The organism is Streptomyces sp. NBC_00212 (assembly GCF_045206365.1).
In the GTDB taxonomy this organism is placed as follows: Bacteria; Actinomycetota; Actinomycetes; order Streptomycetales; family Streptomycetaceae; genus Streptomyces.
This window is the reverse complement of record NZ_CP108115.1, coordinates 504,338-526,834: the sequence shown is the minus strand read 5'-3', so window position 1 is coordinate 526,834 and position 22,497 is coordinate 504,338. Positions and strand designations below refer to the sequence as shown.

Genomic DNA, 22,497 nt, shown 5'->3' with positions numbered 1-22,497 from the left:
TACGGGAAAGGAACGACCGACCATGCCCCTCACCCCCAACGCTCCCCGGATCGCTCTGGTCGGCGCCACCGGCGCCGTGGGCACCACCTTGATCCGGCTCATCGAGGAGCGGAACTTCGCCTACCGGGAGATCCACCTCGTCGCCTCCGCGCGCTCCGCCGGCCGCGAGCTCACCGTCGACGGACGCCCGTACGGCGTCCAGTCCCTGGACACCTTCGACTTCTCCGGCGTCGACCTCGCCTTCTTCTCCGCGGGCGGATCGGTCAGCACCAAATGGGTGCCGTCGGCCGTGGCGCAGGGCGCCCTCGTCATCGACAACACCAACGCCTTCCGAATGGACCCCGACACACCCCTGGTGGTCCCGCAGGTGAACGCCGACCGGCTCGCCGAGCGGCCGGGCAGCGGCATCGTCGCCAACCCCAACTGCTCCACCATCCCCCTGGTCAGACTGCTGCGTCCGATCGCGGACCGCTGGGGCATCCGGCGCGTCGTGGTGAGCACCTACCAGGCCGCCTCGGGGCGGGGACACTCCGGGATCGCCGAGCTCGCCGAGGGCAGCCGCATCGTCCTCGCGGACCCCGAAGCACCGGTCCCGGCCGAGGAGTTCACCCCGGGGCTCGCCTTCAACGTCATCCCCTTCATCGACGAACTCCTCGACACCGGGTTCACGATGGAGGAGCAGAAGATGCTGCGGGAGTCCCGCAAGATCCTGGACATTCCCCACCTCGACGTGACCACCACCTGTGTCCGCGTCCCCGTCGTCAACGGCCATTCCGAGGCCGTGTGGATCGAGTGCGACAACGACGTGGACCGGGCCGAACTCGTCGCCGCTCTCGTCGAGTTGCCCGAGGTCGTCGTCCACGACCGGGAGGTCGTCGGAGCCTTCCCGACGCCGCGCACGGCCGGAGCCGCCGACCACGTCCATGTGGGACGGATCCGCGTCACCCCGCACGACCCGCGCGGCCTCTGGCTGTGGGTGGTCGCCGACAACCTGCGGATCGGCGCCGCCCTGAACGCCATCCAGATCGCCGAGGCGCTCAAGGACAGGGGTGTGCTGTGATGTCGCTCGCCCCCGCGGTACTCAAGTTCGGCGGATCAACCTTCCAATCCCCCTCAGCCTACGGGGAGTTGGCCGAGGAACTCACCGCAAGACTCGACACCCAGGGACGCCCGCTGGCCGTCGTGGTGAGCGCCATGCCGGGCGAGACCGAAGCCCTGCGCGAGCGACTGCTCACCGTGGCCCCGCACCCCGCGGACGAGTGCGCCTCCGCTCTGCTCACCCTCGCCGACACGGTCAGCGCCCACCTCCTGACGGCCGCGCTGCGCCACCTGGGCCGGCGCGCCACCGTACTGGCCGGGCACCAGACGGGCTTCACGACCGCCGAGTCCTTCATGTGGGCCCGCCTGGACCGCATCGACCCGGCACCGCTGCGGGCCGCGTTCGCCGAGCACGACCTGGTCGTCGTCCCGGGCGGCCAGGCCGTGGACGACCTCGGCCGGCCCACCTGGCTCGGCAAGAACAGCTCCGACCTGTCGGCCGTCGCCGCGGCCGTCGCCCTGGGCGCCGACACCTGCGAGATCCACTCCGACGTCGCAGGCATCCACAGCTGCGACCCGAACCTGATCACCGGCACCCGGCTCCTGGAGCACGTGTCCTACGACGACGCCACCATGATGTCTGGGCACGGCGCCAAGGTGCTGCACGACCGCTCCGTACGCTTGGCGCGCGAGCACGGCGTCAAGATCGTCTGCCGCCGCAACACGGCCCCCTTCCCCTCCGGCACGGTCATCGAAGCCGACGCCGCCCCGACCGACGCGGTGATCCTCAACTCCCGTTCCGTGGTGCTCCGTTATCCGGACCAGCCCTCGGCGGAGCGGGCGCACACAGCGTTCCGCTCGGACGGCGTGGCCGCGCTGCGCATCGAGGACAGCCCGGGTGTCGCGGTGATCGGCGGATACGTGGACCACGAGGCGTGCGAACGGCGACACGGGCTGGCGCCCGGACGCCCCGCGGGCATCCCGGTGACCGAACTCGGCGGCGGCCACACCACGGTGCACGTCGCGGCCGACGAGGCCGAAGCCGTGCGCCTGGCCCAGGAACTGCACGACCACCTCCCCGCCCGGCGGACCTTGATGGTCTGACCACACCGTCCCCCGGCGGCTCCGACGAGCAGCCGCGGACCTGAACCGCTCCAGGAAGGAGTACGAAGATGAACGCCCTCGACCTCGCCGTCGCCCAGGACGCCACGCTCGCCGAGATCGACCTGCCGGACAGTGTGCGCGACCGGCTCGGCGCCCAACTGGCCGTCGTCCACGACCCGGTGGCCGACATCGACTATTCGATGGCCCGCTACCTCCAGATCTTCGCCCAGCTGCCCACCAGGACGCTCCAGCAGATCCAGGACTTCGGCCGGCACCCCGACACCCCGGGCGTCGGATACGTCCGCAACGCACCCGTCGACGCGGTCCTGCCCGGCACGCCGGCCGACGGCGGGCCGAGCCTCGACAAGGCCACGTTCGTCGCGGAAGGGGTGCTGCTCGGCCTGAGCGGACTGATCGGCGAGCCGGTCGGGTTCGCCACCGAGAAGAACGGCCAGTTGGTGCACGACGTCGTCCCCGTCAAGGGCGGCGCCACGACCCAGACCAACCAGGGGTCGTCCGTCTTCCTCAACTTCCACAACGACATCGTCCACGACGCGAGCGGCCGCTACGACCTCGCCAGCCCCGACTTCCTCGTCCTCAGCTGCCTGCGCGCCGACCACGAAGGCGTGGCCGCCACCTACTACGCGGACGCACGCGACATCTCCCGCGCCCTCGACCCGGCGACCTTGGAGACGCTGCGCAGCCCCCGGTTCCGTATGAACGCGCCCGGCAGTTACGTACGCGATGTCGCGGGCGGCGTCGACGTGCTGTCCGATCCGGTGCCGATGATCGCCGGGCCCGAGCACAGTCCCGAGGTGTCGGCGGCCGCCAATGGTGTCCACCCGCTGGACGACGCCGCGCGCTCGGCCCTCGACCGGCTCCAGGGCGTCTGCCGCGAGGTCGCCCACGAGGTGTTCCTGCGCCCGGGAGAAGTGCTGCTCATCAACAACCGCAAGGGCCTGCACGCCCGTTCGCGGTTCACCGCGCGCTACGACGGCCGGGACCGCTGGCTGCAGCGCGCCTACGTACGCCGCACCCAGTGGGACATCCGCCACCGGACCACCCCCGGCGTGCGCCGCCTCCACTGACGCATCACGCCCCATGCCCCACACGGGAGGACGACAGCCCATGAGCAATGTCGCAGTCATCAACTACGGTCCGAAACTCGACTACGCGGCCATGCTCCCCGAACTGGTCGACCGGCTCCAGGTGTTCAGCCACCACGAGCTGAAGAACACGGAGTCCTTCGCGCGGTACGAACACGTCGAGAACTGCGAGGCCGTTCCGTACCCGGAACTCATGATCCGGCGGCTGGCCCGGGAAGAGCCGTTCACGCACATCGTCACGGACAACGAATACGACCTGGAACGGGCCGCGCGGATGCGCGAAAGCCTGGGAATTCCCGGGCAGTCGGCGAAGAGTGCCCTGTCGTTCCGCGACAAGGTGGTGATGAAGGAGGTCGCGAGCCGCACCGTACCCACGGCTCGCTTCGCCCGCCTGGATTCGTTCGTCGAGCTCACCGAATTCATCGAGGAGTTCGACTATCCGGTGGTGGTCAAGCCGGTCAAACAGGGTGGCTCGCGCGACATTTCGGTGCTGCGCGGCGAGGACGACCTGGTGGCGTTCAGCAGGACCCTCTGGCGCGAGGACCTCATGGTGGAGGACTTCGTCGAGGGGCAGATGTACCACGTCGACGCGGTGTTGGGCGACGGCTACCGCTTCGTGGCCTCCTCGCGCTATCTGCGCAGTTGTCTCGGCGTGTTCTCCGGAGAGAACAACGGATCGTTGCAGCTGCGACCGGAGGACGCCTTCGCGAAGAGGCTGGAGGAGTTCTTCGACCGGACGCTGGACGCGTTCGACGTCCCGCCCGCGAGCGCGTACCACCTGGAGGTGTTCCACACGCCGCACGACGAGCTGGTGCTGTGCGAGATCGCCTCACGCGTCGGCGGCGACCGCATTCCCGCGCTGACCCGGGCCACGTACGGGGTGGATCTGCACACCGCCTCACTGCGGCTGTCCTGCGATCTGCCCGTGGACCCGCCGGCGACCGCGCCGCCCGCCGAGGTGCACGGATCCGTCTCGATCCTGCCGCAGGGCCGCCCCGTGTCGCTGCCCGGCAGGCCGCCGTTCCCGTGGGTGACCCACTACGAGGTGAACGAGCAGATCGCACCGGACGCGGTGACGTTCTACAGCGCGTCCCATCTGTGCTTCGTGATCGTGCGGGGCGCCGACGCCGCGGAGGTCGAGCGGCGCCTCTTCGAGGCCGAGGCATGGCTGATGTCGCGGCTCGACGCGGACGGTCCCACTGAAGCGCAGCAGTCCCATTGACATTCGAGAGAGGCGAGCCCCGTGTACAAGATCCTGGTCCTGGTGTCAGAGGCGTACAAATTCAAACTCGACAACCACTCGATCATCCCGAGCGCCTTGTACCGCGAGGGGCACGAGGTGTCCATCGGGGACATAGATTCACTGTGCGTCCATGACTCCGTGGTCGTGTGCGACCAGGTCAAGCTGTCGCGGGAATTCGCGGCGGGCGGTGACTTTCCGACGCTGAGTGAGTCCTATGCGTCGGCGGAGGACTTCGATCTGGTGTGGGTGCTCGCGGGCACGCACCCCGAGTCGAGCAAGGACTACTTCCAGCTGATCTGGCTCCTCAACCAGAGGGTGCCGTTCGTGAACGACGCGACGGCGCTGTTCTACTTGAACTCGAAGATAAACCTGGGCGCCGTAGTGCCGCCCGAGCACCTCCCGGTGTCCTACGTGTCGAACGACTTCGATTTCCTGAACGGGCTCGTCAGCTCCGACAGTGACCGCTCGTGGGTCATCAAGCCGACCAACGAGGGCTGCGGCGCGGACGTCTACGTCGTCAACGAGAAGGACCGCAACCGCTCGGCACTGCTGAGCTCCGCCACGGGCAACGCCGGGTCGCGGTACATCAGTTACGGCCGGGACATCATCGGCATGGCCAAACGCCACACCGCGGTACAGGAATACATCCCCAATGTGCGGACGAACGAGAAGCGCGTGATCATCGCCGGCGACACTCCGGTCTCCGGATTCCTGCGCTTCCACCGCGACAACGACAACCGCGCCAACGCCTCGGTAGGAGCTCGCTTCGAAGCACTCCAACTCACCCCCGAGGAAGAGGATTTCGTCCGCCTCCTCGGAAAGCGAATGATGGCCCACGGAATCTACTACTGCGGAATCGACCTCGCCTTCCCCTACGTGATCGAGATCAACATGGAGAACCCGGGAGGCTTGAACTACCACCGCCGCGCGACGGGCGAGGACCAGTCCTCACACGCGGTGAACACGGTGCTGGCGGCGTTGCGGGCCGGGGGGAAGCTCGTCGGGCGGCCGGTGCCTGGACACCAGTAGGCCTCATGGGCAGGACGAAAGGGAAAGCGGTGCGACGCGGGTTCTGGGGCCGGCCGAAACCTGGGTCAGGTCCGCATCGGCCCGCGCGAGGCGGCCGAACACGCCACACCACGCCCGCTTGTCGCGACGGCCGATGTCAACGTGCGTTCAGGGCGCTGCCCGTCGTGGCGTCGACCAGGGAACGTGAGCCGACGGGCTGCCGCAAGGTGGTGCTCACGGGCCTCAGGCCGATGTAATCCGGACAGGCCTCGCCACTCTTCCTCGTCGACTTCACCTTCAGCGTGAGAGAGACGCTCTTCCCGCTCTCGTGCGCCGTGAGCCGGGCCGACTGGCATCCGCCGACTTCTGTGGTCGTGGTGATCGTTCGGCCCTGGACGGTGACGGTCCGGTCGATGGGCCGTGCCGTCCCCGAGCCCGCGAGGCCGTCGCAGCAGGACAGTGTGAGGCCCACGCCCAGAGCCAGCAGCCCTGCCGATGCGTGCCGCAGTCCTCTATGCATGCCCCTGGGACGCTCCCCAACCGGTCCTGGTTCCGCTCCTTCAGAGGCAGCGGAACGCAGCAGAGGGCTAGACACCAGTGGCACGTGCATCCCCCCTGCGCATTTGGCAACACCCCTGCCGAGGGGGGCCAGCCCGTGGGAGAGACGGGTGTTGGCCCCATGGAGCGGGCGGGGCGCATGGGCGAGGCTCGGAGTATGTCCCGTACGCCTGTGACCCACGGATTCCTGCGTACCGCGAGCGCCGCGGCGCACCTTCGGCTCTTCGTTCTCGTCGGCGTCCTCACCGTCCTGGTGACCCGCGCGTTCCTCTCGCTGGCCGACTACCCGAAGCTCGGGGGAGGTGCCGGGAAGGGAGGGCTGCACATCGCCCACATGTTGTGGGGCGGGCTGCTGATGCTGGCGGGGCTGCTGGTCATGCTCGTCTTCACCGGAGTCGCCTCCCGGCAGAGCGGGGCAGTGGTCGGCGGCATCGGTTTCGGCCTGTTCATCGACGAGGTCGGCAAACTGGTCTCCGTCGACGGCTACTTCTACCGGCCCGCCGCGGGAATCATCTATCTGACGTTCGTCGCGCTGACCGGCCTCGCCTGGTGGGCCACGCGGCGCGAACGTACGGACCGGGAGGCGGCTCCCGTCGCGACCCGCTCGGCTGTCGCCGCCGAAACCGCACTCAATGGCATTCTCCGCGGCCTCACCCCGCAGGAACGGGACGAGGCGCTGCGCCGCCTGCGCGGCACCGGTGTGCCGGCCACCGAACTCGACACGGCCCTGGCGGCCCTGCTCGAAGCGGTCCCCGAGCGCCCGGCCCGGGACCTTCGCCCGCACCACCACGCGGCGCATCGCGTACGCGCGTGGCTGGTGGCCCGGGTGTCCGGAGACCTGCGGTTCGTCCGCATCGCCGCGTGGGGCGCGACACTTCAGGCGGCACTCCTGCTGATCGCCGTCGCCGCCGACGGCCTCACGGGCAACCTCGCCGATGAGACCCAGTGGACCGCGATCGCCGGAGCACTCGCCTGCTCACTGGCATCCCTCGTACTCGCCGTACGTGGCACGGCCCTGCTGCGCCGCGACGGGAACGCCGCGCTGCGCCCTCTGCGTGCCGCGCTCCTCGTGGACCTGCTCCTGGGCCAGGTGTTCAAGTTCACGATCAACCAGTTCTCCGCGGTGGTCGGCTGGCTGATCAGCCTGGCACTGCTCTACGTGCTCTCGGCCCAGATGGGACGCCGCCAGGTGCAGCGCGCGCCGGCCGGCCACGGAATGCCTCAGAGCGGCACCGGCTGACGGCCCTATCACCCCTGGGGCAGCCACGCCGCGACCAGATCGAGAAGCCCCGGGAACCGCCCGTTGAGGTCGTCGACGCGTACCTGGCTGCGGCGTTCGAGGCCGTACTGCCGCTGTCTGGTGACGCCCGCCTCGCGCAGTGCCTTGAAGTGGTGGGTGAGGGAGGACTTGGGGCGGTCGATGCCGAACCAGCCGCAGGGGTGGTCGAACTGATCCGACTCCAGGAGGAGTTTGCGCACGATGGTCAGGCGCAGGGGGTCGCTCAGCGCTCCGAGCACGGTTTCCAGGCGCAGGTCGTCGACGGATGGTTCGACGAGTGGCTGGGGGAGGCTCTCGGGTTCCGCGGGGGTCTTGATGGCGGCCGCCCGGCGCGTCGTCGATGTCATGGGCTCCTCCTCGCATCCGAATCCTATGTACGACTTTCATCGTACTGCATGCTAAGTTCGACTTATCTCGTACTGGACTCGGTGGAGGGGACGACCATGTCGGAGAGTCGGACAATGCCTGCAAGCGCGGTGGTTGAGGACCGGCGCGCCAAGGCGCCGCAAGGGCGGCTCGCGGCGGCTTCGCAGGCTCCCGCCCGGTGGATCTGGCTGGCGGCCTGGCCCGTGACCGCCGTGTTCATCCTGTCCAACGCGGCGACCCCGCTGTACGTGCTGTGGCAGCGCGACATCGGGTTCTCCAAAGGCACCCTGACCGTGATCTTCGCGTTCTACATCGTCGGCCTGCTCGGCTCCCTGCTGGTCTCGGGCGTGGTGTCCGACCGGCTCGGCCGTAAGCCCGTCCTCCTGCCGGCCCTGGCTCTCGCGCTGGCGGCGTGCGCGATCTTCGCGACCGCCTCGTCGGTGGTCGCCCTTGTGGTGGCCCGGCTCTTCACCGGTATCGCCGTCGGGGTCGTCGTCTCGGCCGGCATGGCGGCCGTCACCGATGTGGCGGGTCAGGAGCGCAAGCACCGTGCCGCCCTGCCGGCCTCCTGCGCCATGGTCTTCGGTGCCGGCCTCGGCCCGCTCCTGGCCGGAATCCTGTCCGAGACGCTGCCCGCCCCCACCGTCACCGTCTTCGTCGTCGAGGCGGCGCTGCTGATCACCGCCCTCACAGCAGTCGTACGGATGCCCGTACGTCGGCCCGAGGCGCCTTCTGGGGGCGGCTGGGTGCGTATTCCCGGTGTGCCGCAGGGCGCCGGCATTCAACTCGCCCTGGGAATCGCCGTGTTCGCGCCCGGGATCACGGCGACCTCCTTCGTGCTGTCCCTCGGGCCGTCCCTGCTGTCCGGACTGCTCGGAACCACCAGCCGGGTGGTGGCCGGAGCCATGGCCTTCGCCATGTTCCTCACCGCGACCGGTGTGCAGTTCGCGGTCCAGAAACTTTCCCGGCGCACGATCCTGGCCGCCGGAGCCGCGAGCACCACCCTCAGCATGGTCACCCTCGTCGTCGCGGTGCACACCTCGTCCGTCCCGGTGCTCATCGCCTCCGCGCTGCTGGCCGGTGCGGGCCAGGGCATGGGTCAATTGGGCGGCCTGTCCCTGCTCAACTCCACCGTCCCGTCCCAGCGCCTCGCGGAGGCCAACGCGGCTCTCAATGTCGGTGGTTACGTATTCGCCGGTGTGCTGCCGGTGTCGGCGGGCTATCTCAGTGATGCGGTGGGGCTGACGAGGGGAGCCACCCTTTTCGCCGCCGTCCTGATGGCCCTGGCGGTCGCCGGCGGACTCGTCGTCGCCGCCAACCGCCGCCGGGTGCGCGAGTCCGCCTGAGCTCCGCACCGCAAGCGGAGGCACGGCATGCCGGTGCCGCGTGCAGGCGGTCGTCAAGCCTCAGGGCCGCAGCAGGCCCGGCAGCTCTTTGACAGCTCTTTTTGCGTTGTGTGAGCGAACGATGACGACCGGCCCGTGGCCCCCGGGGCGCTGTTTTGCTGGGGGCATGAACAGCAACCATTCCGGTTCAACCGGGCGCTTTCTTTCCCGTCGACACCTTCTCCGCGCCGTATGCACAACAGCCGTCGCCGCTGCCGTGCTCGGCGTCGCTCTGGTCGGCTGCGGCAGCCAGGGCACCGCCGACGCCGTGGGACCGACGACGGCGGGGGCGGCCGGCAGCGGTGCGAAGGTGCTGTGGGTGGGTGACTCCATCGCCGGCGCGGAGGCACCGGCCCTGGGGGCGGCTCTGAAGGCCAGCGGCGTGGACTTCAAGGACGCCTCGTCCGACGGCGGCGGCACGGTCGTCGACGGCGGCGACGAGATCACCGGCAAGATATCCGAGGACACCTGGAAGGAACTGGCCGCCAACATCGGGTCGTTCAAGCCCACCGTCATCGCCTACCAGATCACCACCTACGACTGGGGCCCGCAGGACAAGCAGCGCGCCGCCTACGAGAAGCTCGCCAGGACCGCCAAGGACGCGGGAGCCAAGCTCGTCCTCGTACCGGCTCCGCCCGTCAAGATCGACGACTTCTACAAGAAGCACGAGCCCCAGATGCGTACCGCCCCCGAGGCGGCGGAGGAAGCCGCCAAGAACAGCGGCGGGGCGGCCGTCTTCCTCGACTCCGCGCACCTGTGGGGTACCGATGCCGCCGCAGCCAAGGCCCAGCGTTCCTCGGACGGTATCCACAACTGCCAGCAGGGGGCGGCCGCCTTCGCCAAGTGGCTGAGCGAACGGCTCGGCTCACAGGCGGGGTTCAAGGCCGCGCCCGTGGACGCGTGGGCGAAGGGCTCGTGGACCGGCGACGCCCGGTACGCCAACCTCAAGTGCGGCGGCTGAAGAGCTCCCATGTCCGCTCTCCCTCTCGCGTCCACCGCGCCGGCCCGCCACCGCTCCCCGCGTCCCGGCGGCAGCGGCCACGCGCACATCGCCGCTCTCGACGGGCTGCGCGGCTTCGCGGTGGCGGCCGTGCTGCTGTTCCACGCCGGGCACCTGAGCGGCGGGTTCCTCGGCGTCGACCTCTTCTTCGTCCTGTCGGGGTTCCTGATCACCGGGCTGCTGCTCGCTGCCGCTCAGGGCGGTGGGCTGGTGGCGCTCCCCGGTTTCTGGGCACGCCGGGCCCGGCGTCTGCTGCCCGCACTGGTCGTCGTCGTGGTGGTCACCGTGCCGGCGGTCTGGGTCCTCGGCACCACGGAGCAGCTCCGTTTCGCACTCGGCGACCTGCCGTGGGTGGCGGCCCAGGCGGTCAACTGGCACTACATCACCGACCGGATCGGCTACTGGAACGCCTCCGACACCCGCGTCTTCGCCCACCTGTGGAGCATCGCCGTCGAGTGGCAGTTCTATCTGCTCTGGCCACTGGTGCTGGTGATCGCCGCCTGGGGCAGACACGCCCGGCGCACGGTGGCGGCCCTGGCGGCCCTCGGCGTCCTTGCCTCGCTCGCCCTGATGGTCACGCTCGGAGCCGCCGTGGACACGACCCGGGCGTACGAGGGAACCGACACGCGGGCCGTCGCCCTGCTGCTCGGCGCGCTGGCCGCGACCGCACCGGTACGGGATCTCGCCGCCAGGATGCCGAGCCGCGCGGCCGACGCGCTCTGCCTGGTTCTGGTGGCCGGGCTCGCGACGGCCTGGACGGTGACCGACGGCGAGAAGGCCCCGCTGCTCTTCAAAGGCGGCCTTTTCCTCCACTCCCTGGCCGCCGCCGTACTGATCACCGTCATCGCGCAGGTGCCCGGCACCCGCGCGGCCCGGATCGCGGGGAGCCTCCTGCCACGCCGACTGGGAGAGCTCTCCTACAGCCTGTACTTGTGGCACTGGCCCGTCTATCTGCTGCTCCTGCCGCGGTTGTCGGGGCTGGGGAAGTGGGGCGCCACAGCGGCGGCCGTCGCGGTGTCGCTCGCTGCCGCGGCGGTGACCAAACGGCTCGTCGAGGACCCGGTCCGGTTCCGCTCGGGCTGGGCGCGAGGGCGCCGGGGCCCGGCCGCGGTGGCCGCCCTGGCGGTGATCGGGGTCGCCCTGTGGGTGTCGATCCCCGTTCCGGCCCCGGGCGCGGGCACCGTCGACATCCAGCAACTGCGGTGAGGACACCTCTCAAGCCGTCACGGTGTCGGGCTTCGCCGGGACAGCAGTGACAGGCACCGTGGGTGCGATGCGGCAGTATTAGTACCGCTATTCCCTTTATTCCCTTGAATGCGCATTGGCCCCGTGGAAAGGACCCGGTTCATGACGCGCGTGCTGTTGATCGAGGACGATCCGGCCGTACGCCGCGGTGTCGTCCTGGGGCTGCGCCGCTACGGGCACGACACGGAGGCGGTCGGCACCGGTGAGGACGGCATGGAGGCCCTGGCCGCCTTCAAACCGGACCTCGTGCTCCTCGACCTCATGCTGCCGGGCATGAACGGCCTGGAGGTGTGCCGCCGCATCCGCGAGACCAGCCAGCTCCCCATCGTGATCCTCTCCGCGCGCGGCGACGACATGGACGTCGTGGTCGGGCTCGAAGCGGGCGCCGACGACTATGTGGTGAAGCCCGCCAGCGGTGCGCTCATCGAGGCGCGGATGCGGGCGGTGCTGCGCCGGATCGCCCCCTCGCAGGCCGACACAGACGTACAGGCGGGACCGACGGTGGTCGGAGACCTGGAGATCGACCGCAGCGCGCTGAGCGTCCGCAAGGGCGACGGAGTTCTCCAACTGGCCCCGTCCGAGCTGAAGTTGCTGCTCTTCCTCAGCGGCGCGCCGGAGCAGACCTTCAGTCGCCGCCAACTCCTCGAAGACGTCTGGGAACACAGCTACTACGGCGACGCCCGCCTGGTCGACGCCTGTGTGATGCGGCTGCGGTCCAAGATCGAGGATGATCCGCGCCACCCGGTGTACGTCCAGACCGTGCGGGGCTTCGGTTACCGCTTCGGCCCGGTGCCCGCGTGAAACTCGCGCCGGCACGGGGTCTGCGCACGCGCCTGGTCGTCGCGTTCCTGCTGGTCGCCGCGCTGAGCGCACTGATCACCGCGGCCCTCACCTTCCGCCAGGCCCGCAGCGGAATCCTCCAGCGCACCCAGAGCGCGGCCGTGCACGACCTGCGGCTCCAGGTCGACTCGCTCGCCCCGAACCTGCCGGCCGAGCCCACGGACACCGACCTGCGGGGCCTCACGCAACAGCTGGACCGGGTAGGCGGCTCACGCGGCTGGAACACCGCGGTGTCCCGGAACGACGGGCCGCCCATCGGCACCGCAAGCCCCATCAGCACCTCCCTGCGCACCGCGGCCCGCCGGGACAACACCACGGTGTGCGAGCGCACCGCGGGCCCGCGCCTGCTCATCGCCATGCCCGTCAATTACGACACCCGGGGCGCGGCGGCCGGGAAACCGTCGGGCCTCGTCGTCTACGCCGCGCTCACCCTGCGCGCCGAGCAGGCCGACATCTCCGCCCTGATCACCGCGGCCTGGGCCGGCGCCATCCCGGCGCTCGCCCTCGCCACCGTCCCGGCCCTGTTCGCCGCCCGCCGCGTGCTGCGCCCCGTACGCCAACTGCGTACGGCCGCGGAGAAGATCACCTCCGGCGCGCTCGACACGCGGCTCGACGTCACGGGCAAGGACGAACTCGCCGAACTGACCGGCACCTTCAACACCATGGCCACGGCGCTGGAGCGGGACGACGCGGAACTGCGCCGCATGGAGGCGAACGCCCGCCGGTTCGCCGCCGACGTCTCCCACGAACTGCGCACCCCGCTCGCCGCGATGGCCGCCGTCACCGACGCGCTCGACGAGGACGCCCACTCCGGCCAACTGCCCCCGGACACCGCCGACGCGGTGCTCCTCATCAGCGATGAGACCCGCAAACTCGCCCGCATGGTCGAGGACCTGATGGAGATCTCCCGCTTCGACGCGGGCGCCGCCGCCCTCCACCTCGACGACGTCAGCCCGCGCACCCTCGTCCACAAGACGCTCGATCTACGCGGCTGGCGCGAGCCGGAGGAGGTCGTCACCGACCTTCCGGAACACGACGAGCGCGTACGGGTCGATGCCCGCCGCATCGACGTCGTGCTGGCCAACCTGATCGCCAACGCCCTGCGGCACGGCGCACCACCCGTCACGGTCCGGGCACGCGTCACGGACGAGAGCTTGGTGATCGAGATCGTCGACCGGGGCCCCGGCATGCCCGAGGACGTCCTCCCACACGTCTTCGACCGCTTCTACAAGGGCGACGCCGCGCGGACCCGCTCCGAGGGCAGCGGCCTCGGCCTCGCCATCGCCGCGGAGAACGTACGCCTGCACCGCGGCACCCTCACTGCCGCCAACTACCCAGGCGCAGGTGCGGTGTTCACCGTGATCCTGCCGATCGCGACACTGGGTGAGGAGCCGTAAATGAAACGCCACCTCGTCTGTGCATCGGCCGTGCTGATGGCCGCCCTCACGGGCTGCGGCATCGGAACCACCGGCCCGGCAGCGGCCGGTCCGCCCGCGTCGGGCCTGCGCGAACCGGGCAGCGTGGCCGCCTACGCGCAGCTGTACTTCGTCAGCCCCTTCGGCGTCCAGGCCGTGGCCCGCCGCGTCAGTTCCCCGGCCGGCCCACAGCAGGCCCTTGATCTCCTGCTCGCGGGCCCGGACGCGGCCGAACGGGCCCGCGGCCTGATCACCGAGGTCCCCCCGATGCCGGGCCGCCCGACCGCGACGGCCGAGTCCGGGGCGGTGGACCTCTACCTTCCGGTCCCGGTGGCGAAGATGAACGGCGGCGGCCTGGGAGTCACCCAGCTCGTCTGCACCGCCGCCAACGCCGAAGTACCCGGCGGCAAGCAGCCACCCGCCGTGGACGTACGGGTCCACGAGGCGGGCACGCCGGGCATCTGGACCGTACGGTGCAACGCGGCGGGCAACGTCCTTCCGGTGCCGAACCCGTCTGAGACGGGTCCCTGACCACGGACGTCCCGAGCGCGCGCCCGCCGGGCTCTGAGGGGTTGCCGCCGAAATACCCCGCCTATTGCTGGCACTCCTGCCCGACTCACAGAACACCCGTCGCTGACGACCGGCGTCATTCGTCCCGGATCCCGAGGTCCTCTCGCATCAGTGTCCGCATCGTCACGAGCCGGGGCTCTGCCCGTCTCGCCTCGACGAGCAGGTGCTCGGCGGTCTCCCCGTCACGCGCGAGGCCACGATCGATCCGCTTGGCCGCCGCGTCGACCTCCGCGAGCACCTTGTTGAGTTCCCGCGACGCCTCCATGATCCGCAGCGGGACGATCATCTGGGCTGCCGCATAGCGGTCGCGGTACTCCCTGCGGGACTCTTCGAGACGGGTACGGTCCTCCTCGGTGTACACGCTGTCGCGCATGCGGTGCAGGGCGTCCTTGAGGAGGGTGTGGAACTGCTCTGAGGCGCGGTTCATGGCTGTGTACGCCGCTCGGCGCTCCTCGAACGACCGCCTGCGATCGGCGAGTTCGGCCTCCGCGGCCCGTTCGCGGGCATTGAAACGCTGCGGAAGCACCGCGCCGAGGAGCGCCCCGCCGAGGCCCGCCGCCGCGGTTATCGCTGTTGCCAACGCGTCTGACATGCGGGGACTTTATCGCGGTCCGTGATCCGCGCAGCCGTGCGGCCACGAGCCAGGCAGGCCATCTCCGAGCGCTGCGGGAGCCGTCGAACACCAGCAGCACGCCCACTCCGTGAGGGGCATTTCCCGCCAGTACGTGGCCGTAGAGCGTGCGGCCCACATCCGGGGGTGGTGCGCGTACTTCACCCGACGGGCCAGCGCATCGGACGTGGGGCGAGCCCGGGTGTGCCGCACCCAGGCGGACCGGATCCTGGTTGCTGGCCGAGGGCGGTACGAAGCTTGGGGCCAGCCGAGCCTGCACACGCGGCTCCCCCGCCCGAGGAACAGGACCTCCCCATGACCACCGCCGACACCACCAGCGCCGCCGTCCTCGAAGAGATCCGGCGGCAGGATAGCGATCCACGCCGACGCATCCTCTTCACCGGCGCGACCATCGTCACCTCGGATCCTGAACTCGGTGTCCTGAACCGCGCCGATCCGCTCGTCGAGGGCGACACGATCGCGGCCGTCGGGGCGGACCTGAGCCGGGACGAGTACGAACCCGTGTCCGACGACATCGCCACCGCCGCGCCCGACGTGGCTCGCGTCCTGGACGGCGTCCGCGGTTCCGCCCGTCTCGGTGCCACGCTCGCCTCGCTGACCGACCAACAGGCCGGCCGGCCCTCATTGTTGACGGGCTGGAGTCGTGGCCATGTCGTCACCCACCTCGCCCGCAGCGCCGACGCCTACCACCGGCTGCTGACCCTCGCCCGCGCCGACGCCGAGGACCTCGCCCGGACCTGGACGCTGTCCGCGACCGGCCCCCGCGTCAGTGGCAGCGGCCACGCCCTGCTCGCCTGGCTCGCGGGACGCGGCGGAGCATCGTGGCTCCGCTCGGACCTTCCGTTGCCGGTCCCGCCGAGGTGGCCGCTCCCACCGGTACCCGGCTGGGGCTGAACGACGCAGCCGCCCCCATCGGCGTCCATCAAAGGACGGACTGCGCGCCGCAATGGTGCGCGACCAGCTCGGCGAACGCGTGGGCCAGCGGGGAGAGGTCGTCCCAGCGGCGCACCGCCCAGCCCGCCGTGAGCGCCGGGAGCGCGGGGATCGGGATCAGCCGCAGATCGGGGTGGCCGGGGCCGCTCCAGGCGGGCAGGGCCGGGACGACGGCGTGGCCCAGGCCCAGTTCGGCCAGCAGGATCGCGGTGTCCCAGTCGGTGACGCTGGTGTCGAACACCGGCCGGACCCCGGATTCCGCGAGCCAGGCACTGAGTTGGAGGCGCGAGGTCGAGTTCTCCGGGAGCCCGATGAGCCGGGCGTCCTGGAGATCGGCCGGTTCCAGGGAGGCCTTGGCTGCCAGCGGATCGGTGGCCGAGACGGCGAGCGACCAGGGAAGCTCGACGACGGGATGCTGCTCGATGGCGCGCGTCGCGGGCCGCAGGGTGATCCACGCGAGGTCGACGCCGCCCGCGGCGAGCGCGTCGAAGCAGCCGCGACTGGAGGTCTCGGTCTGGAATTCGAGGCTGGCCCGGGGAAAACGCCGCCGGAAGTCGACGACGGCCGCCGACATGAAGTGCCGTACGGTCGTGGCTCCCGTCGTGACCCGGACCGAACCGCCCTCCGCGCGTGCCGCCTCCTCTATTCGGCGCAGCGCGTGGTCGATGCAGCCCAGGCCCTCGGTGACCGCCGCGTTCAGCATGCGCCCGGCCGGCGTCGGCACCACGCCACGCGTGTGCCGTTCGAGCAGGCTCAGGCCCAGCTCCCGCTCAAGCCGCTTCACATGCTGGCTGACCGCGGACTGCGTACAGGACAAGTCGCGGGCGGCCGCGCTCAGGGAGCCGGCCCGGCAGACCGCGGTGAAGACACGAAGATCGTCAAGAGTCACGGTGACCCAAGCTATCGCTTGGGTATTTGGCAGCAAACCCGTGGATTGACTTGGGTTTCCGGGATGCTTGATCATCGATGCAGGGCCCAGGGCGGCAACCCGCCCGTCGTCTCCGCCGATCCGGAACGGTGGAACGCCGGGCGGGTGCCGACCCGCCTCCCGCCGACGGGCTGAGCACCTCGGTCCCGCCGCACAGGTCTCTCAAGGACGACAGGAGCGCACGTGACCACAACCAATCTGACGGTGGCCATCCTCGGACCGGGCGGCGTCGGAGGCCTGATCGGCGCGCTGCTCGCCCGTGCCGGACACCGCGTCATCTGCGTCGCCGGGGAGGAGACCGCCGCCGCGCTGAACCGGGACGGGCTGCGCGTCGAGAGCACGCAGTACGGGAACTTCACCGCGGGAGTGAAGGCCGACACCCAGTTGCGGGAGCCGGTGGACGCCGTCGTCGTGACGGTCAAGCAGACCGCGCTGGACCAGGCGCTCGACCGTGTACCGGCCGCTGTCCTCGGCGACGCGCTCGTGATCCCGCTGCTCAACGGCCTCGACCACCTGGCCGTGCTGCGCGAACGCTACCCGGCCGCGAAGGTCGTGGCAGGCACGATCAAGGTCGAGGCCACCCGCACCGCACCGGGGCGCATCAGCCACACGAGTCCCTTCGCCCACCTCGAACTGGCAGCGCCGCTCGACGAGTTCGCGGCCCGGTTGCGGCACGCCGGCCTCGGTGTGACGCTGCGCACCGATGAGACCGCGATGCTCTGGGACAAGCTTGCCTTCCTCGCCCCGTTCGCCCTGCTGACCACCCGGTACCGGACCGATGTCGGAACCGTCCGCACCGACAGGCGCCCGGAACTCCTCGCCGTGGTCGACGAAATCACCGCCGTGGCGCGGGCCGCGGGCACACCGGTGACGACTGACACCGTGCTCTCGTTCTTCGACCGGGCCCCGCACGCGATGAAGTCCTCGATGCAGCGCGACGCCGAGGCAGGCCGCCCGCTCGAACTCGATGCCATCGGTGGGGCGGTCCTGCGCGCCGGAGCCGCCCACGGGATCGAGACCCCGGCCACGGCCCGGCTGGTCGCAGAGGTGGCTCGCCAGTCGAACCGGGAGGCATGATGCCGCCGGTCGATTCCTCGGCCGAGAACTGGCCCGCCGTCGAGGAGTTCCTGCGCGCCCGAGGCGCCGCCGAGACGCACCACCCCGGCGGAACGCTCCTGGACCACTTGATCCGCGTCGCCCGCCTCCTGGGCGAGTGGGGTGCGGATCCGGACCTGCGGGCCGCGGGGCTGTGCCACGCGGTGTACGGAACCGACGGATTCGCCCAAGCTCTGGCGGACACCTCCGAGCGCGCCCTCCTCGTCGAGCTGATCGGCGAACGGGCCGAGGCATGGGTCCATCTGTACGCGAGCTGTGACCGCGGCGTCGTCCATCCCAGACTGGGGAGCGGGCGCCCGGTGCTCTTCCGCGACCGCTTCACCGGCCGTGACCACCTCCTGCCCGGGCCGGACGCACGCGCCTTCCTCGAAGTGACGGCCGCCAACGAACTCGACGTCCTGACGCACAACGCCGAGCTCGCGGACCGCCATGGACCCGCCCTACACCGGCTGTTCACCGCCTCGCGCGACTTGCTCTCCACCGCGGCATGGGACGCCTGTGTGCGAACGCTCGGCCGGTACGCCCCCGACGCGGGGCCGGCGATCCGGATCACCGCCCTGGACCACCTGGTCCTGACCGTCGCCGACCTCGACCGAACGATCGACTTCTACAAACGCGTCCTGGGCATGCGCCCGGTCACCTTCGGCGACGGCCGCCACGCCCTGTCGTTCGGCACCAGCAAGATCAACCTCCATCGGGCCGACCACGAACTCCTCCCGCACGCCACCCGCCCCACCCCGGGCAGCGCCGACTTGTGCCTGCTCACCGGCACACCGCACGACCAGATACTGGCCGCCCTCGCCGCCAACGGAGTGCCCGTGGAAGAAGGCCCAGTACCGCGCACCGGAGCCCGGGGGCCGATCACCAGCACATATCTGCGCGACCCGGACGGCAACCTGATCGAGATCAGCACGTACGACGAGGAAGACCACCCGCGCCCGTAGGCACAGAACGCGGGGCACCGGATGCAACGGCCCGCAACAGGATCGGTATCCCCTTCGCCTCTCGTCTCCGGCGCATCACACCAGGGAGGCGATCACGGCCCGGTGGCGGTTTCTGGCTGTGCCAGGCGGTAGCCGAGGGGTGTGGCGACGTGCGCGACGCACTGCCCTCTCCGCATGGTCTGGATCAAGCCGCCACGCCGTAAGACCGCGGCGTGCCGACTCGCCGCGGCGTTCGATACGCCGAGCAGGGAGGCCAGTTGTCGGCCGGTGAGTCCTCCGGAGATGACGATGCTCGCGAGTGCTTCCGCCCTGCCTGTGCCGAGCAGGGATTGCAGGGCTGCCATGTGTCCCGGTTCGGTTCGCGGGGCGGTTCCGGCGGGGATCCGGATGGTCAGGAGATCGCCGGCGGGCTCGGCCAGGGTGACTTGTCGGCTGAGGGCCACTGCCTGGATCTGAAGGGATGCCCGGCCGAGTTCAAGGTCCGTATCGAAGGCCGTCGGTAGTTCAAGGACGCCGCGGCGGAGCCTGATTCCGTGTCCGACATGCTGGAGCATCGCCGAGGCTCCGCTGCCGACGTAGATCTGGGACAGACCGACGGCTCGGGCGGCGACCGCGGATCGGATGCTCGACTGATGCGGCTCGATGACGGTGCTGCGCAGCTGGTCAATGGCGTGGGCCAGGACGCTGCCGGCCCGCTCGTCGCCCTCGGCGAGGGCTTTCGTGAAGGGCGTGGGGCTGCGGCGGGCGAACAGGTGGGAGAGGTACAGGCGGCTGACGCCTTCGGCGAGATCTGGAGAGGTGCTCCGCGAGTAGAGCTGCGCCACGGCGTCCCGGGGGTGCCCGCCGCGCGCGTGAGCCCTGCCGGCCGCCGCCAGCTCGGCGTCGAAGTCCGGGAGGGCGCGGACACTGACGTTGCCCAAGCCCTCGGCCCCGAGATGAATCCGTATCAAGGTTGGCCCCCTGTGCACTTGACGCCTTCATCAGGGCTTTTGCGCGTACACGATGAAAGCTACTGGGGGGGCGCACGCAACCGAAAAGATGCGTACTCGCCACGGTGCGGCGCTGCAGGGAGAACGTGGCACGGCTCACGACTTACTCACCGCCGAGACACGGGAAGGCAGATCCACCAACAGAGACAAGGACGAACCATGAAACCCACCAGACGGCTCATCGGCACGCTCTGCGCCGGCGTCACGCTGCTTGCGCTCGCCTTCACCGCCGCCCCCGCTCGGGCGGACTCCGCCGGTCCGGCGGCCCTCACCTCCACCCCGGTACGGATCGCGTCCCCGACCAAGACGACCGCCCTGCCCCGCGCCGCGCAGCATGTCACGCCTGCCGCCACCACCTACGGGCTCTACCTCGTCAAGAACGTCGTCACCGGCAAGTGCATCGACATTCCCGGCTACGGTGCCGGCACGGTCAACGGGCCCGTCAACGAATACACGTGCAACGGATCATCCGGCGACAACCAGCTGTTCTACTGGGACTACGTGGGGGACAGTTCCAACGGCTACCCGCTCTACAACCTCCGCAACGTCAAGGACAACCTGTGCCTCGACGTGCCGAACTAAGGCAGCGTGAACGCCGGCACCAAAGTCAGCGAGTACTACTGCAACCAGACGACCGGCGACAACCAGCTCTATGCCCTCGTCAATCGCTCCGGAGGCTTCTGGCTCGTCAACGTCGCCAGCGGCCTGTGCCTCGACGTCGACGGGGTACGCACCGGGGGCGACAACGCCCGGCTCACGCTGTACTACTGCAGCGACAACGACGACCACCACTGGACGATCCCGTAAGCGGACGCATCCGGCCGTGGTGCGGCGCTTACTCCGCCGCACCACGGCCATCCGCGTGCCCTGGCTCCCCTCCGGTTAGTAGCGCGGCGCGGATCTGCCCAGCAGGCCTTCGTCGAGCATGGCGAGGAGGCGCGCGACCAGCGGGTTCGGGTCGTTCCTGCGCCAGACGACGGCGACTCGTGTGCGGGCGGTGCCGGGCTCGATCTTGCGGAAGGCGACGCCTTTGAGGCGGATGCGCCGGATGCTCTCCGGGGCGAGTGACACACCCAGGCCGGTTTCCACCAGGGCGCAGACGGTCTGCCATTCCACGGCGTGCTGAACCACGTGCGGAGTAAAGCCCGCCGCGGTGCACAAGTCGGTGATCCGGTCGTACAGGGGCGGACCGACGGAACGGGGCAGCAGTACGAAGGCTGAGCCCGCCAACTGCTCGACGCGGACGGCCCGTTGGGCCGCAAGGGGGTGCGCGGACGGCAGCACGGCCACGAAGCGCTCGGTCAGCACGGTGGCGAAACCGAGTTCCGCGTCGTCGGCGGGTGGCTCGCGCAGCAGGCCGATGTCGATGGTCCCCTCGCGCGGCGGTGGTTAGCGGTGCCGCCAGGACTTGGCGTCAATGGTGCGGTGGTGGTGGTCGCGCAGGGTCGCGGTGCCCGCGTGGTTGTCCCAGGCGTAGTCGCGGCGGTCCTGGTAGACGTCACGGTTGGTGTCGCGGCCCTTGCCGGTGTGGACCTTGACCGACTGGTGTCCGGCCAGGCGCAGGCTGCGGAAGGTGTACGTGATGTGGGCGCGGTCGGTGAGCGTCCAGCCCTTGAGGTCCACGGGGGTGCGGCCGGTGTTGGTGACAGTGACCCACTCGGCGTTGAGGCTCCGCTGGGAGTGGTCGTCCTTGCCCGGGCTGTCGTACTGGATCGCCCCGAGCATGATCTGGTGGCGCGGGGTGGGCCGGACGGTGGCGCCGGCGGGGGCGGCGGCCGCCGCGGCGAGGCCGGCGGCGGCCAGGGTGAGCGCCACGGTACGGGTGATGCGAGGAGACATGTGAACCCCTAGGCCGTTTCTGATGGCTCTTGGACGATGTCGCGAAGCCAGATGACGATCGCGGTGACGGTCAGGGTGCCGTTGAAGATGTAGTCGCGTTTGTCATACCGGGTGGCCACTGCGCGGAACTGCTTCCACTTGTTCACGCACCGCTCGACTGCGTTGCGACGGCGGTACTGGGCCTTGTCGAAGGCCGGGGGCCGGCCACCGGCTCGTCCCCGGCGCTTGCGGTGGGCCCGCTGGTCATCGGGCTGCGCGATGGTGGCCTTGATCCCGCGCCGCCGCAGGTAGGCGCGGTTGTCACGGCTGGAGTACGCCTTATCGCCGCGCACCCGATCCGGTCGGCTGCGCGGACGACCCGCGCCGCGGCGCCGGATGCGTAAGCCGTCCAGCACCGGGGCGAACATCGGGCTGTCACCCCGCTGACCGGGCGAGGTCAGCCAGTGCAGCGGGCGAGCCCGGTCGTCGGAGAGCAGATGGACCTTGCTGGTCAGCCCGCCCCGTGAGCGCCCCAACGCCTCGCGTCCATCGCCCTCCTCACGCACCCCGCCCCTTTTTCGGGTAGTCGGCCGGAGGCTTGCGGGGCGCCCCGGCCGCGTGTTGATGTGCCCGGCAGGAGGTGGAGTCGATGTTCACGGCCCACTCCTGCCGGTCCGCCTGGCGGGCAAGCGCCCCGTCCGGGTCGCCGGCATCCGCCTCGATCTGTAACTCCTGAAGGACGGCCTTCCAGGTGCCGTCGGCCGACCAGCGGCGATGACGCTCGTAGACGGTCTGCCAGGGACCGTACCGTTCCGGCAGGTCAGGCCAGGGCACCCCGGTCCGGGCCCGGAACAGCACCCCGTTGATCACCCTGCGGTGATCCGCCCACTGCCCGCCCGGCTTGCCGTTGCCGGGCATGAGGGGTTCGATCTTCCGCCACTGCGCGTCCGTGAGCTCGTGTCGCCGCACCATACGGGCGTC

At 70.3% G+C, this 22,497-nt stretch carries 24 protein-coding genes and 1 pseudogene; 17 read left to right on the top strand and 8 right to left on the bottom strand.

What is annotated here, in order from left to right; all coding sequences use genetic code 11:
• Window positions 1-22: 22 nt before the first annotated feature.
• From OHA17_RS02825 to OHA17_RS02805, 5 genes are all read left to right on the top strand, one after another.
• Window positions 23-1,060, top strand: a complete 1,038-nt coding sequence (locus tag OHA17_RS02825; protein ID WP_406503709.1) for an aspartate-semialdehyde dehydrogenase — start codon at window positions 23-25, stop codon at window positions 1,058-1,060.
• The gene (locus tag OHA17_RS02820; protein ID WP_406503707.1) at window positions 1,060-2,142 is read left to right on the top strand and encodes an aspartate kinase; all 1,083 of its coding nucleotides are present in this window, start codon (window positions 1,060-1,062) and stop codon (window positions 2,140-2,142) included. The genes OHA17_RS02825 and OHA17_RS02820 overlap by 1 nt, the downstream gene beginning before the upstream one ends.
• Window positions 2,143-2,210: 68 nt before the next feature.
• Window positions 2,211-3,230, top strand: coding sequence for a TauD/TfdA family dioxygenase (locus tag OHA17_RS02815; protein WP_406503705.1), 1,020 nt, complete (start codon window positions 2,211-2,213; stop codon window positions 3,228-3,230).
• A 40-nt stretch (window positions 3,231-3,270) separates the two neighbouring features.
• Window positions 3,271-4,470, top strand: coding sequence for an acetyl-CoA carboxylase biotin carboxylase subunit family protein (locus tag OHA17_RS02810; protein WP_406503703.1), 1,200 nt, complete (start codon window positions 3,271-3,273; stop codon window positions 4,468-4,470).
• A gap of 21 nt (window positions 4,471-4,491) precedes the next feature.
• The gene (locus OHA17_RS02805) at window positions 4,492-5,520 is read left to right on the top strand and encodes a RimK family alpha-L-glutamate ligase (protein WP_406503701.1); all 1,029 of its coding nucleotides are present in this window, start codon (window positions 4,492-4,494) and stop codon (window positions 5,518-5,520) included.
• A 136-nt stretch (window positions 5,521-5,656) separates the two neighbouring features.
• On the opposite strand, the gene OHA17_RS02800 is transcribed toward OHA17_RS02805, so the two are convergent.
• A complete protein-coding gene (locus OHA17_RS02800) occupies window positions 5,657-6,019 on the bottom strand; it encodes a hypothetical protein (protein ID WP_406503699.1) in 363 nt (120 codons plus the stop codon).
• 195 nt (window positions 6,020-6,214) lie between these two features.
• On the opposite strand from OHA17_RS02800, the gene OHA17_RS02795 reads away from it, so the two are divergent.
• A complete protein-coding gene (locus OHA17_RS02795; protein WP_406503697.1) occupies window positions 6,215-7,297 on the top strand; it encodes a hypothetical protein in 1,083 nt (360 codons plus the stop codon).
• Between the two features lie 8 nt (window positions 7,298-7,305).
• Here the strand turns inward: OHA17_RS02795 and OHA17_RS02790 are convergent, their stop codons facing one another.
• Window positions 7,306-7,683, bottom strand: coding sequence for an ArsR/SmtB family transcription factor (locus tag OHA17_RS02790; RefSeq protein WP_406503695.1), 378 nt, complete (start codon window positions 7,681-7,683; stop codon window positions 7,306-7,308).
• A 96-nt stretch (window positions 7,684-7,779) separates the two neighbouring features.
• Between OHA17_RS02790 and OHA17_RS02785 the strand changes: the two genes are divergently transcribed.
• The 6 genes from OHA17_RS02785 (at window position 7,780) to OHA17_RS02760 (ending at window position 14,118) form a co-directional block, all read left to right on the top strand.
• A complete protein-coding gene (locus OHA17_RS02785; protein WP_406503693.1) occupies window positions 7,780-9,048 on the top strand; it encodes an MFS transporter in 1,269 nt (422 codons plus the stop codon).
• A 256-nt stretch (window positions 9,049-9,304) separates the two neighbouring features.
• Window positions 9,305-10,048 (top strand): SGNH hydrolase domain-containing protein, encoded by a 744-nt coding sequence (locus OHA17_RS02780; RefSeq protein WP_406503691.1) that lies wholly within the window; start codon window positions 9,305-9,307, stop codon window positions 10,046-10,048.
• 9 nt (window positions 10,049-10,057) lie between these two features.
• Window positions 10,058-11,293 carry an acyltransferase family protein gene (locus tag OHA17_RS02775; protein ID WP_406503689.1) on the top strand — a complete coding sequence of 412 codons (1,236 nt, stop codon included), beginning with the start codon at window positions 10,058-10,060 and terminating at the stop codon, window positions 11,291-11,293.
• 141 nt (window positions 11,294-11,434) lie between these two features.
• Window positions 11,435-12,133 (top strand): response regulator, encoded by a 699-nt coding sequence (locus OHA17_RS02770; protein WP_406503687.1) that lies wholly within the window; start codon window positions 11,435-11,437, stop codon window positions 12,131-12,133.
• Entirely contained in the window at window positions 12,130-13,569 is a 1,440-nt protein-coding gene (locus OHA17_RS02765) for an ATP-binding protein (protein WP_406503685.1), read from the top strand. The genes OHA17_RS02770 and OHA17_RS02765 overlap by 4 nt, the downstream gene beginning before the upstream one ends.
• Window positions 13,570-14,118: a hypothetical protein gene (locus tag OHA17_RS02760; protein WP_406503683.1), complete on the top strand. Its 549-nt coding sequence runs from the start codon at window positions 13,570-13,572 to the stop codon at window positions 14,116-14,118.
• A gap of 115 nt (window positions 14,119-14,233) precedes the next feature.
• On the opposite strand, the gene OHA17_RS02755 is transcribed toward OHA17_RS02760, so the two are convergent.
• Window positions 14,234-14,749, bottom strand: coding sequence for a hypothetical protein (locus OHA17_RS02755; protein ID WP_406503681.1), 516 nt, complete (start codon window positions 14,747-14,749; stop codon window positions 14,234-14,236).
• A gap of 333 nt (window positions 14,750-15,082) precedes the next feature.
• Here OHA17_RS02755 and OHA17_RS02750 point away from each other — a divergent pair, with 333 nt between their 5' ends.
• Window positions 15,083-15,682, top strand: a complete 600-nt coding sequence (locus tag OHA17_RS02750; RefSeq protein WP_406503679.1) for a maleylpyruvate isomerase N-terminal domain-containing protein — start codon at window positions 15,083-15,085, stop codon at window positions 15,680-15,682.
• 28 nt (window positions 15,683-15,710) lie between these two features.
• Here OHA17_RS02750 and OHA17_RS02745 read toward each other — a convergent pair whose 3' ends face one another.
• A complete protein-coding gene (locus OHA17_RS02745) occupies window positions 15,711-16,610 on the bottom strand; it encodes a LysR family transcriptional regulator (RefSeq protein WP_406503677.1) in 900 nt (299 codons plus the stop codon).
• A 222-nt stretch (window positions 16,611-16,832) separates the two neighbouring features.
• On the opposite strand from OHA17_RS02745, the gene OHA17_RS02740 reads away from it, so the two are divergent.
• Together OHA17_RS02740 and OHA17_RS02735 are read left to right on the top strand one after the other, a co-directional pair.
• Window positions 16,833-17,726, top strand: coding sequence for a ketopantoate reductase family protein (locus tag OHA17_RS02740; RefSeq protein ID WP_406503676.1), 894 nt, complete (start codon window positions 16,833-16,835; stop codon window positions 17,724-17,726).
• Window positions 17,726-18,709 carry a VOC family protein gene (locus OHA17_RS02735; protein ID WP_406503674.1) on the top strand — a complete coding sequence of 328 codons (984 nt, stop codon included), beginning with the start codon at window positions 17,726-17,728 and terminating at the stop codon, window positions 18,707-18,709. Before OHA17_RS02740 ends, OHA17_RS02735 begins: the two co-directional genes overlap by 1 nt.
• A 92-nt stretch (window positions 18,710-18,801) precedes the next feature.
• Here OHA17_RS02735 and OHA17_RS02730 read toward each other — a convergent pair whose 3' ends face one another.
• Window positions 18,802-19,629 carry a winged helix-turn-helix domain-containing protein gene (locus tag OHA17_RS02730; RefSeq protein ID WP_406503672.1) on the bottom strand — a complete coding sequence of 276 codons (828 nt, stop codon included), beginning with the start codon at window positions 19,627-19,629 and terminating at the stop codon, window positions 18,802-18,804.
• Between the two features lie 228 nt (window positions 19,630-19,857).
• Between OHA17_RS02730 and OHA17_RS02725 the strand changes: the two genes are divergently transcribed.
• Both OHA17_RS02725 and OHA17_RS02720 read left to right on the top strand, forming a co-directional pair.
• On the top strand, window positions 19,858-20,280 hold the full coding sequence (locus OHA17_RS02725; RefSeq protein ID WP_406503670.1) for an RICIN domain-containing protein: 423 nt from the start codon (window positions 19,858-19,860) through the stop codon (window positions 20,278-20,280).
• A 6-nt stretch (window positions 20,281-20,286) separates the two neighbouring features.
• Complete coding sequence (locus tag OHA17_RS02720) at window positions 20,287-20,505, top strand: RICIN domain-containing protein (RefSeq protein WP_406503668.1); 219 nt, start codon at window positions 20,287-20,289, stop codon at window positions 20,503-20,505.
• Between the two features lie 75 nt (window positions 20,506-20,580).
• On the opposite strand, the pseudogene OHA17_RS02715 reads toward OHA17_RS02720, so the two are convergent.
• The 3 genes and pseudogenes from OHA17_RS02715 to OHA17_RS02705 form a co-directional block, all read right to left on the bottom strand.
• Window positions 20,581-21,075: pseudogene (locus tag OHA17_RS02715) on the bottom strand (LysR family substrate-binding domain-containing protein); the annotation flags it as partial.
• Window positions 21,076-21,087: 12 nt separating this feature from the next.
• Window positions 21,088-21,537 carry a lamin tail domain-containing protein gene (locus tag OHA17_RS02710; RefSeq protein WP_406503666.1) on the bottom strand — a complete coding sequence of 150 codons (450 nt, stop codon included), beginning with the start codon at window positions 21,535-21,537 and terminating at the stop codon, window positions 21,088-21,090.
• 8 nt (window positions 21,538-21,545) lie between these two features.
• A protein-coding gene (locus tag OHA17_RS02705; protein WP_406503664.1) for an IS5 family transposase occupies window positions 21,546-22,488 on the bottom strand; the annotation gives its coding sequence in 2 pieces (ribosomal slippage) (window positions 21,546-22,103 and window positions 22,105-22,488; 942 coding nt in all).
• Between the last annotated feature and the right edge of the window lie 9 nt (window positions 22,489-22,497).

What these genes read in the sequence shown, in the direction of transcription:
- OHA17_RS02825 (WP_406503709.1), top strand. Translation starts at nt 23, where the DNA reads ATGCCCCTCACCCCCAACGCTCCCCGGATCGCTCTGGTCGGCGCCACC.
- OHA17_RS02820 (WP_406503707.1), top strand. Translation starts at nt 1,060, where the DNA reads ATGTCGCTCGCCCCCGCGGTACTCAAGTTCGGCGGATCAACCTTCCAA.
- OHA17_RS02815 (WP_406503705.1), top strand. Translation starts at nt 2,211, where the DNA reads ATGAACGCCCTCGACCTCGCCGTCGCCCAGGACGCCACGCTCGCCGAG.
- OHA17_RS02810 (WP_406503703.1), top strand. Translation starts at nt 3,271, where the DNA reads ATGAGCAATGTCGCAGTCATCAACTACGGTCCGAAACTCGACTACGCG.
- OHA17_RS02800 (WP_406503699.1), bottom strand. Translation starts at nt 6,019, where the DNA reads ATGCATAGAGGACTGCGGCACGCATCGGCAGGGCTGCTGGCTCTGGGC.
- OHA17_RS02795 (WP_406503697.1), top strand. Translation starts at nt 6,215, where the DNA reads ATGTCCCGTACGCCTGTGACCCACGGATTCCTGCGTACCGCGAGCGCC.
- OHA17_RS02790 (WP_406503695.1), bottom strand. Translation starts at nt 7,683, where the DNA reads ATGACATCGACGACGCGCCGGGCGGCCGCCATCAAGACCCCCGCGGAA.
- OHA17_RS02785 (WP_406503693.1), top strand. Translation starts at nt 7,780, where the DNA reads ATGTCGGAGAGTCGGACAATGCCTGCAAGCGCGGTGGTTGAGGACCGG.
- OHA17_RS02775 (WP_406503689.1), top strand. Translation starts at nt 10,058, where the DNA reads ATGTCCGCTCTCCCTCTCGCGTCCACCGCGCCGGCCCGCCACCGCTCC.
- OHA17_RS02770 (WP_406503687.1), top strand. Translation starts at nt 11,435, where the DNA reads ATGACGCGCGTGCTGTTGATCGAGGACGATCCGGCCGTACGCCGCGGT.
- OHA17_RS02760 (WP_406503683.1), top strand. Translation starts at nt 13,570, where the DNA reads ATGAAACGCCACCTCGTCTGTGCATCGGCCGTGCTGATGGCCGCCCTC.
- OHA17_RS02755 (WP_406503681.1), bottom strand. Translation starts at nt 14,749, where the DNA reads ATGTCAGACGCGTTGGCAACAGCGATAACCGCGGCGGCGGGCCTCGGC.
- OHA17_RS02750 (WP_406503679.1), top strand. Translation starts at nt 15,083, where the DNA reads ATGACCACCGCCGACACCACCAGCGCCGCCGTCCTCGAAGAGATCCGG.
- OHA17_RS02735 (WP_406503674.1), top strand. Translation starts at nt 17,726, where the DNA reads ATGCCGCCGGTCGATTCCTCGGCCGAGAACTGGCCCGCCGTCGAGGAG.
- OHA17_RS02725 (WP_406503670.1), top strand. Translation starts at nt 19,858, where the DNA reads ATGAAACCCACCAGACGGCTCATCGGCACGCTCTGCGCCGGCGTCACG.
- OHA17_RS02710 (WP_406503666.1), bottom strand. Translation starts at nt 21,537, where the DNA reads ATGTCTCCTCGCATCACCCGTACCGTGGCGCTCACCCTGGCCGCCGCC.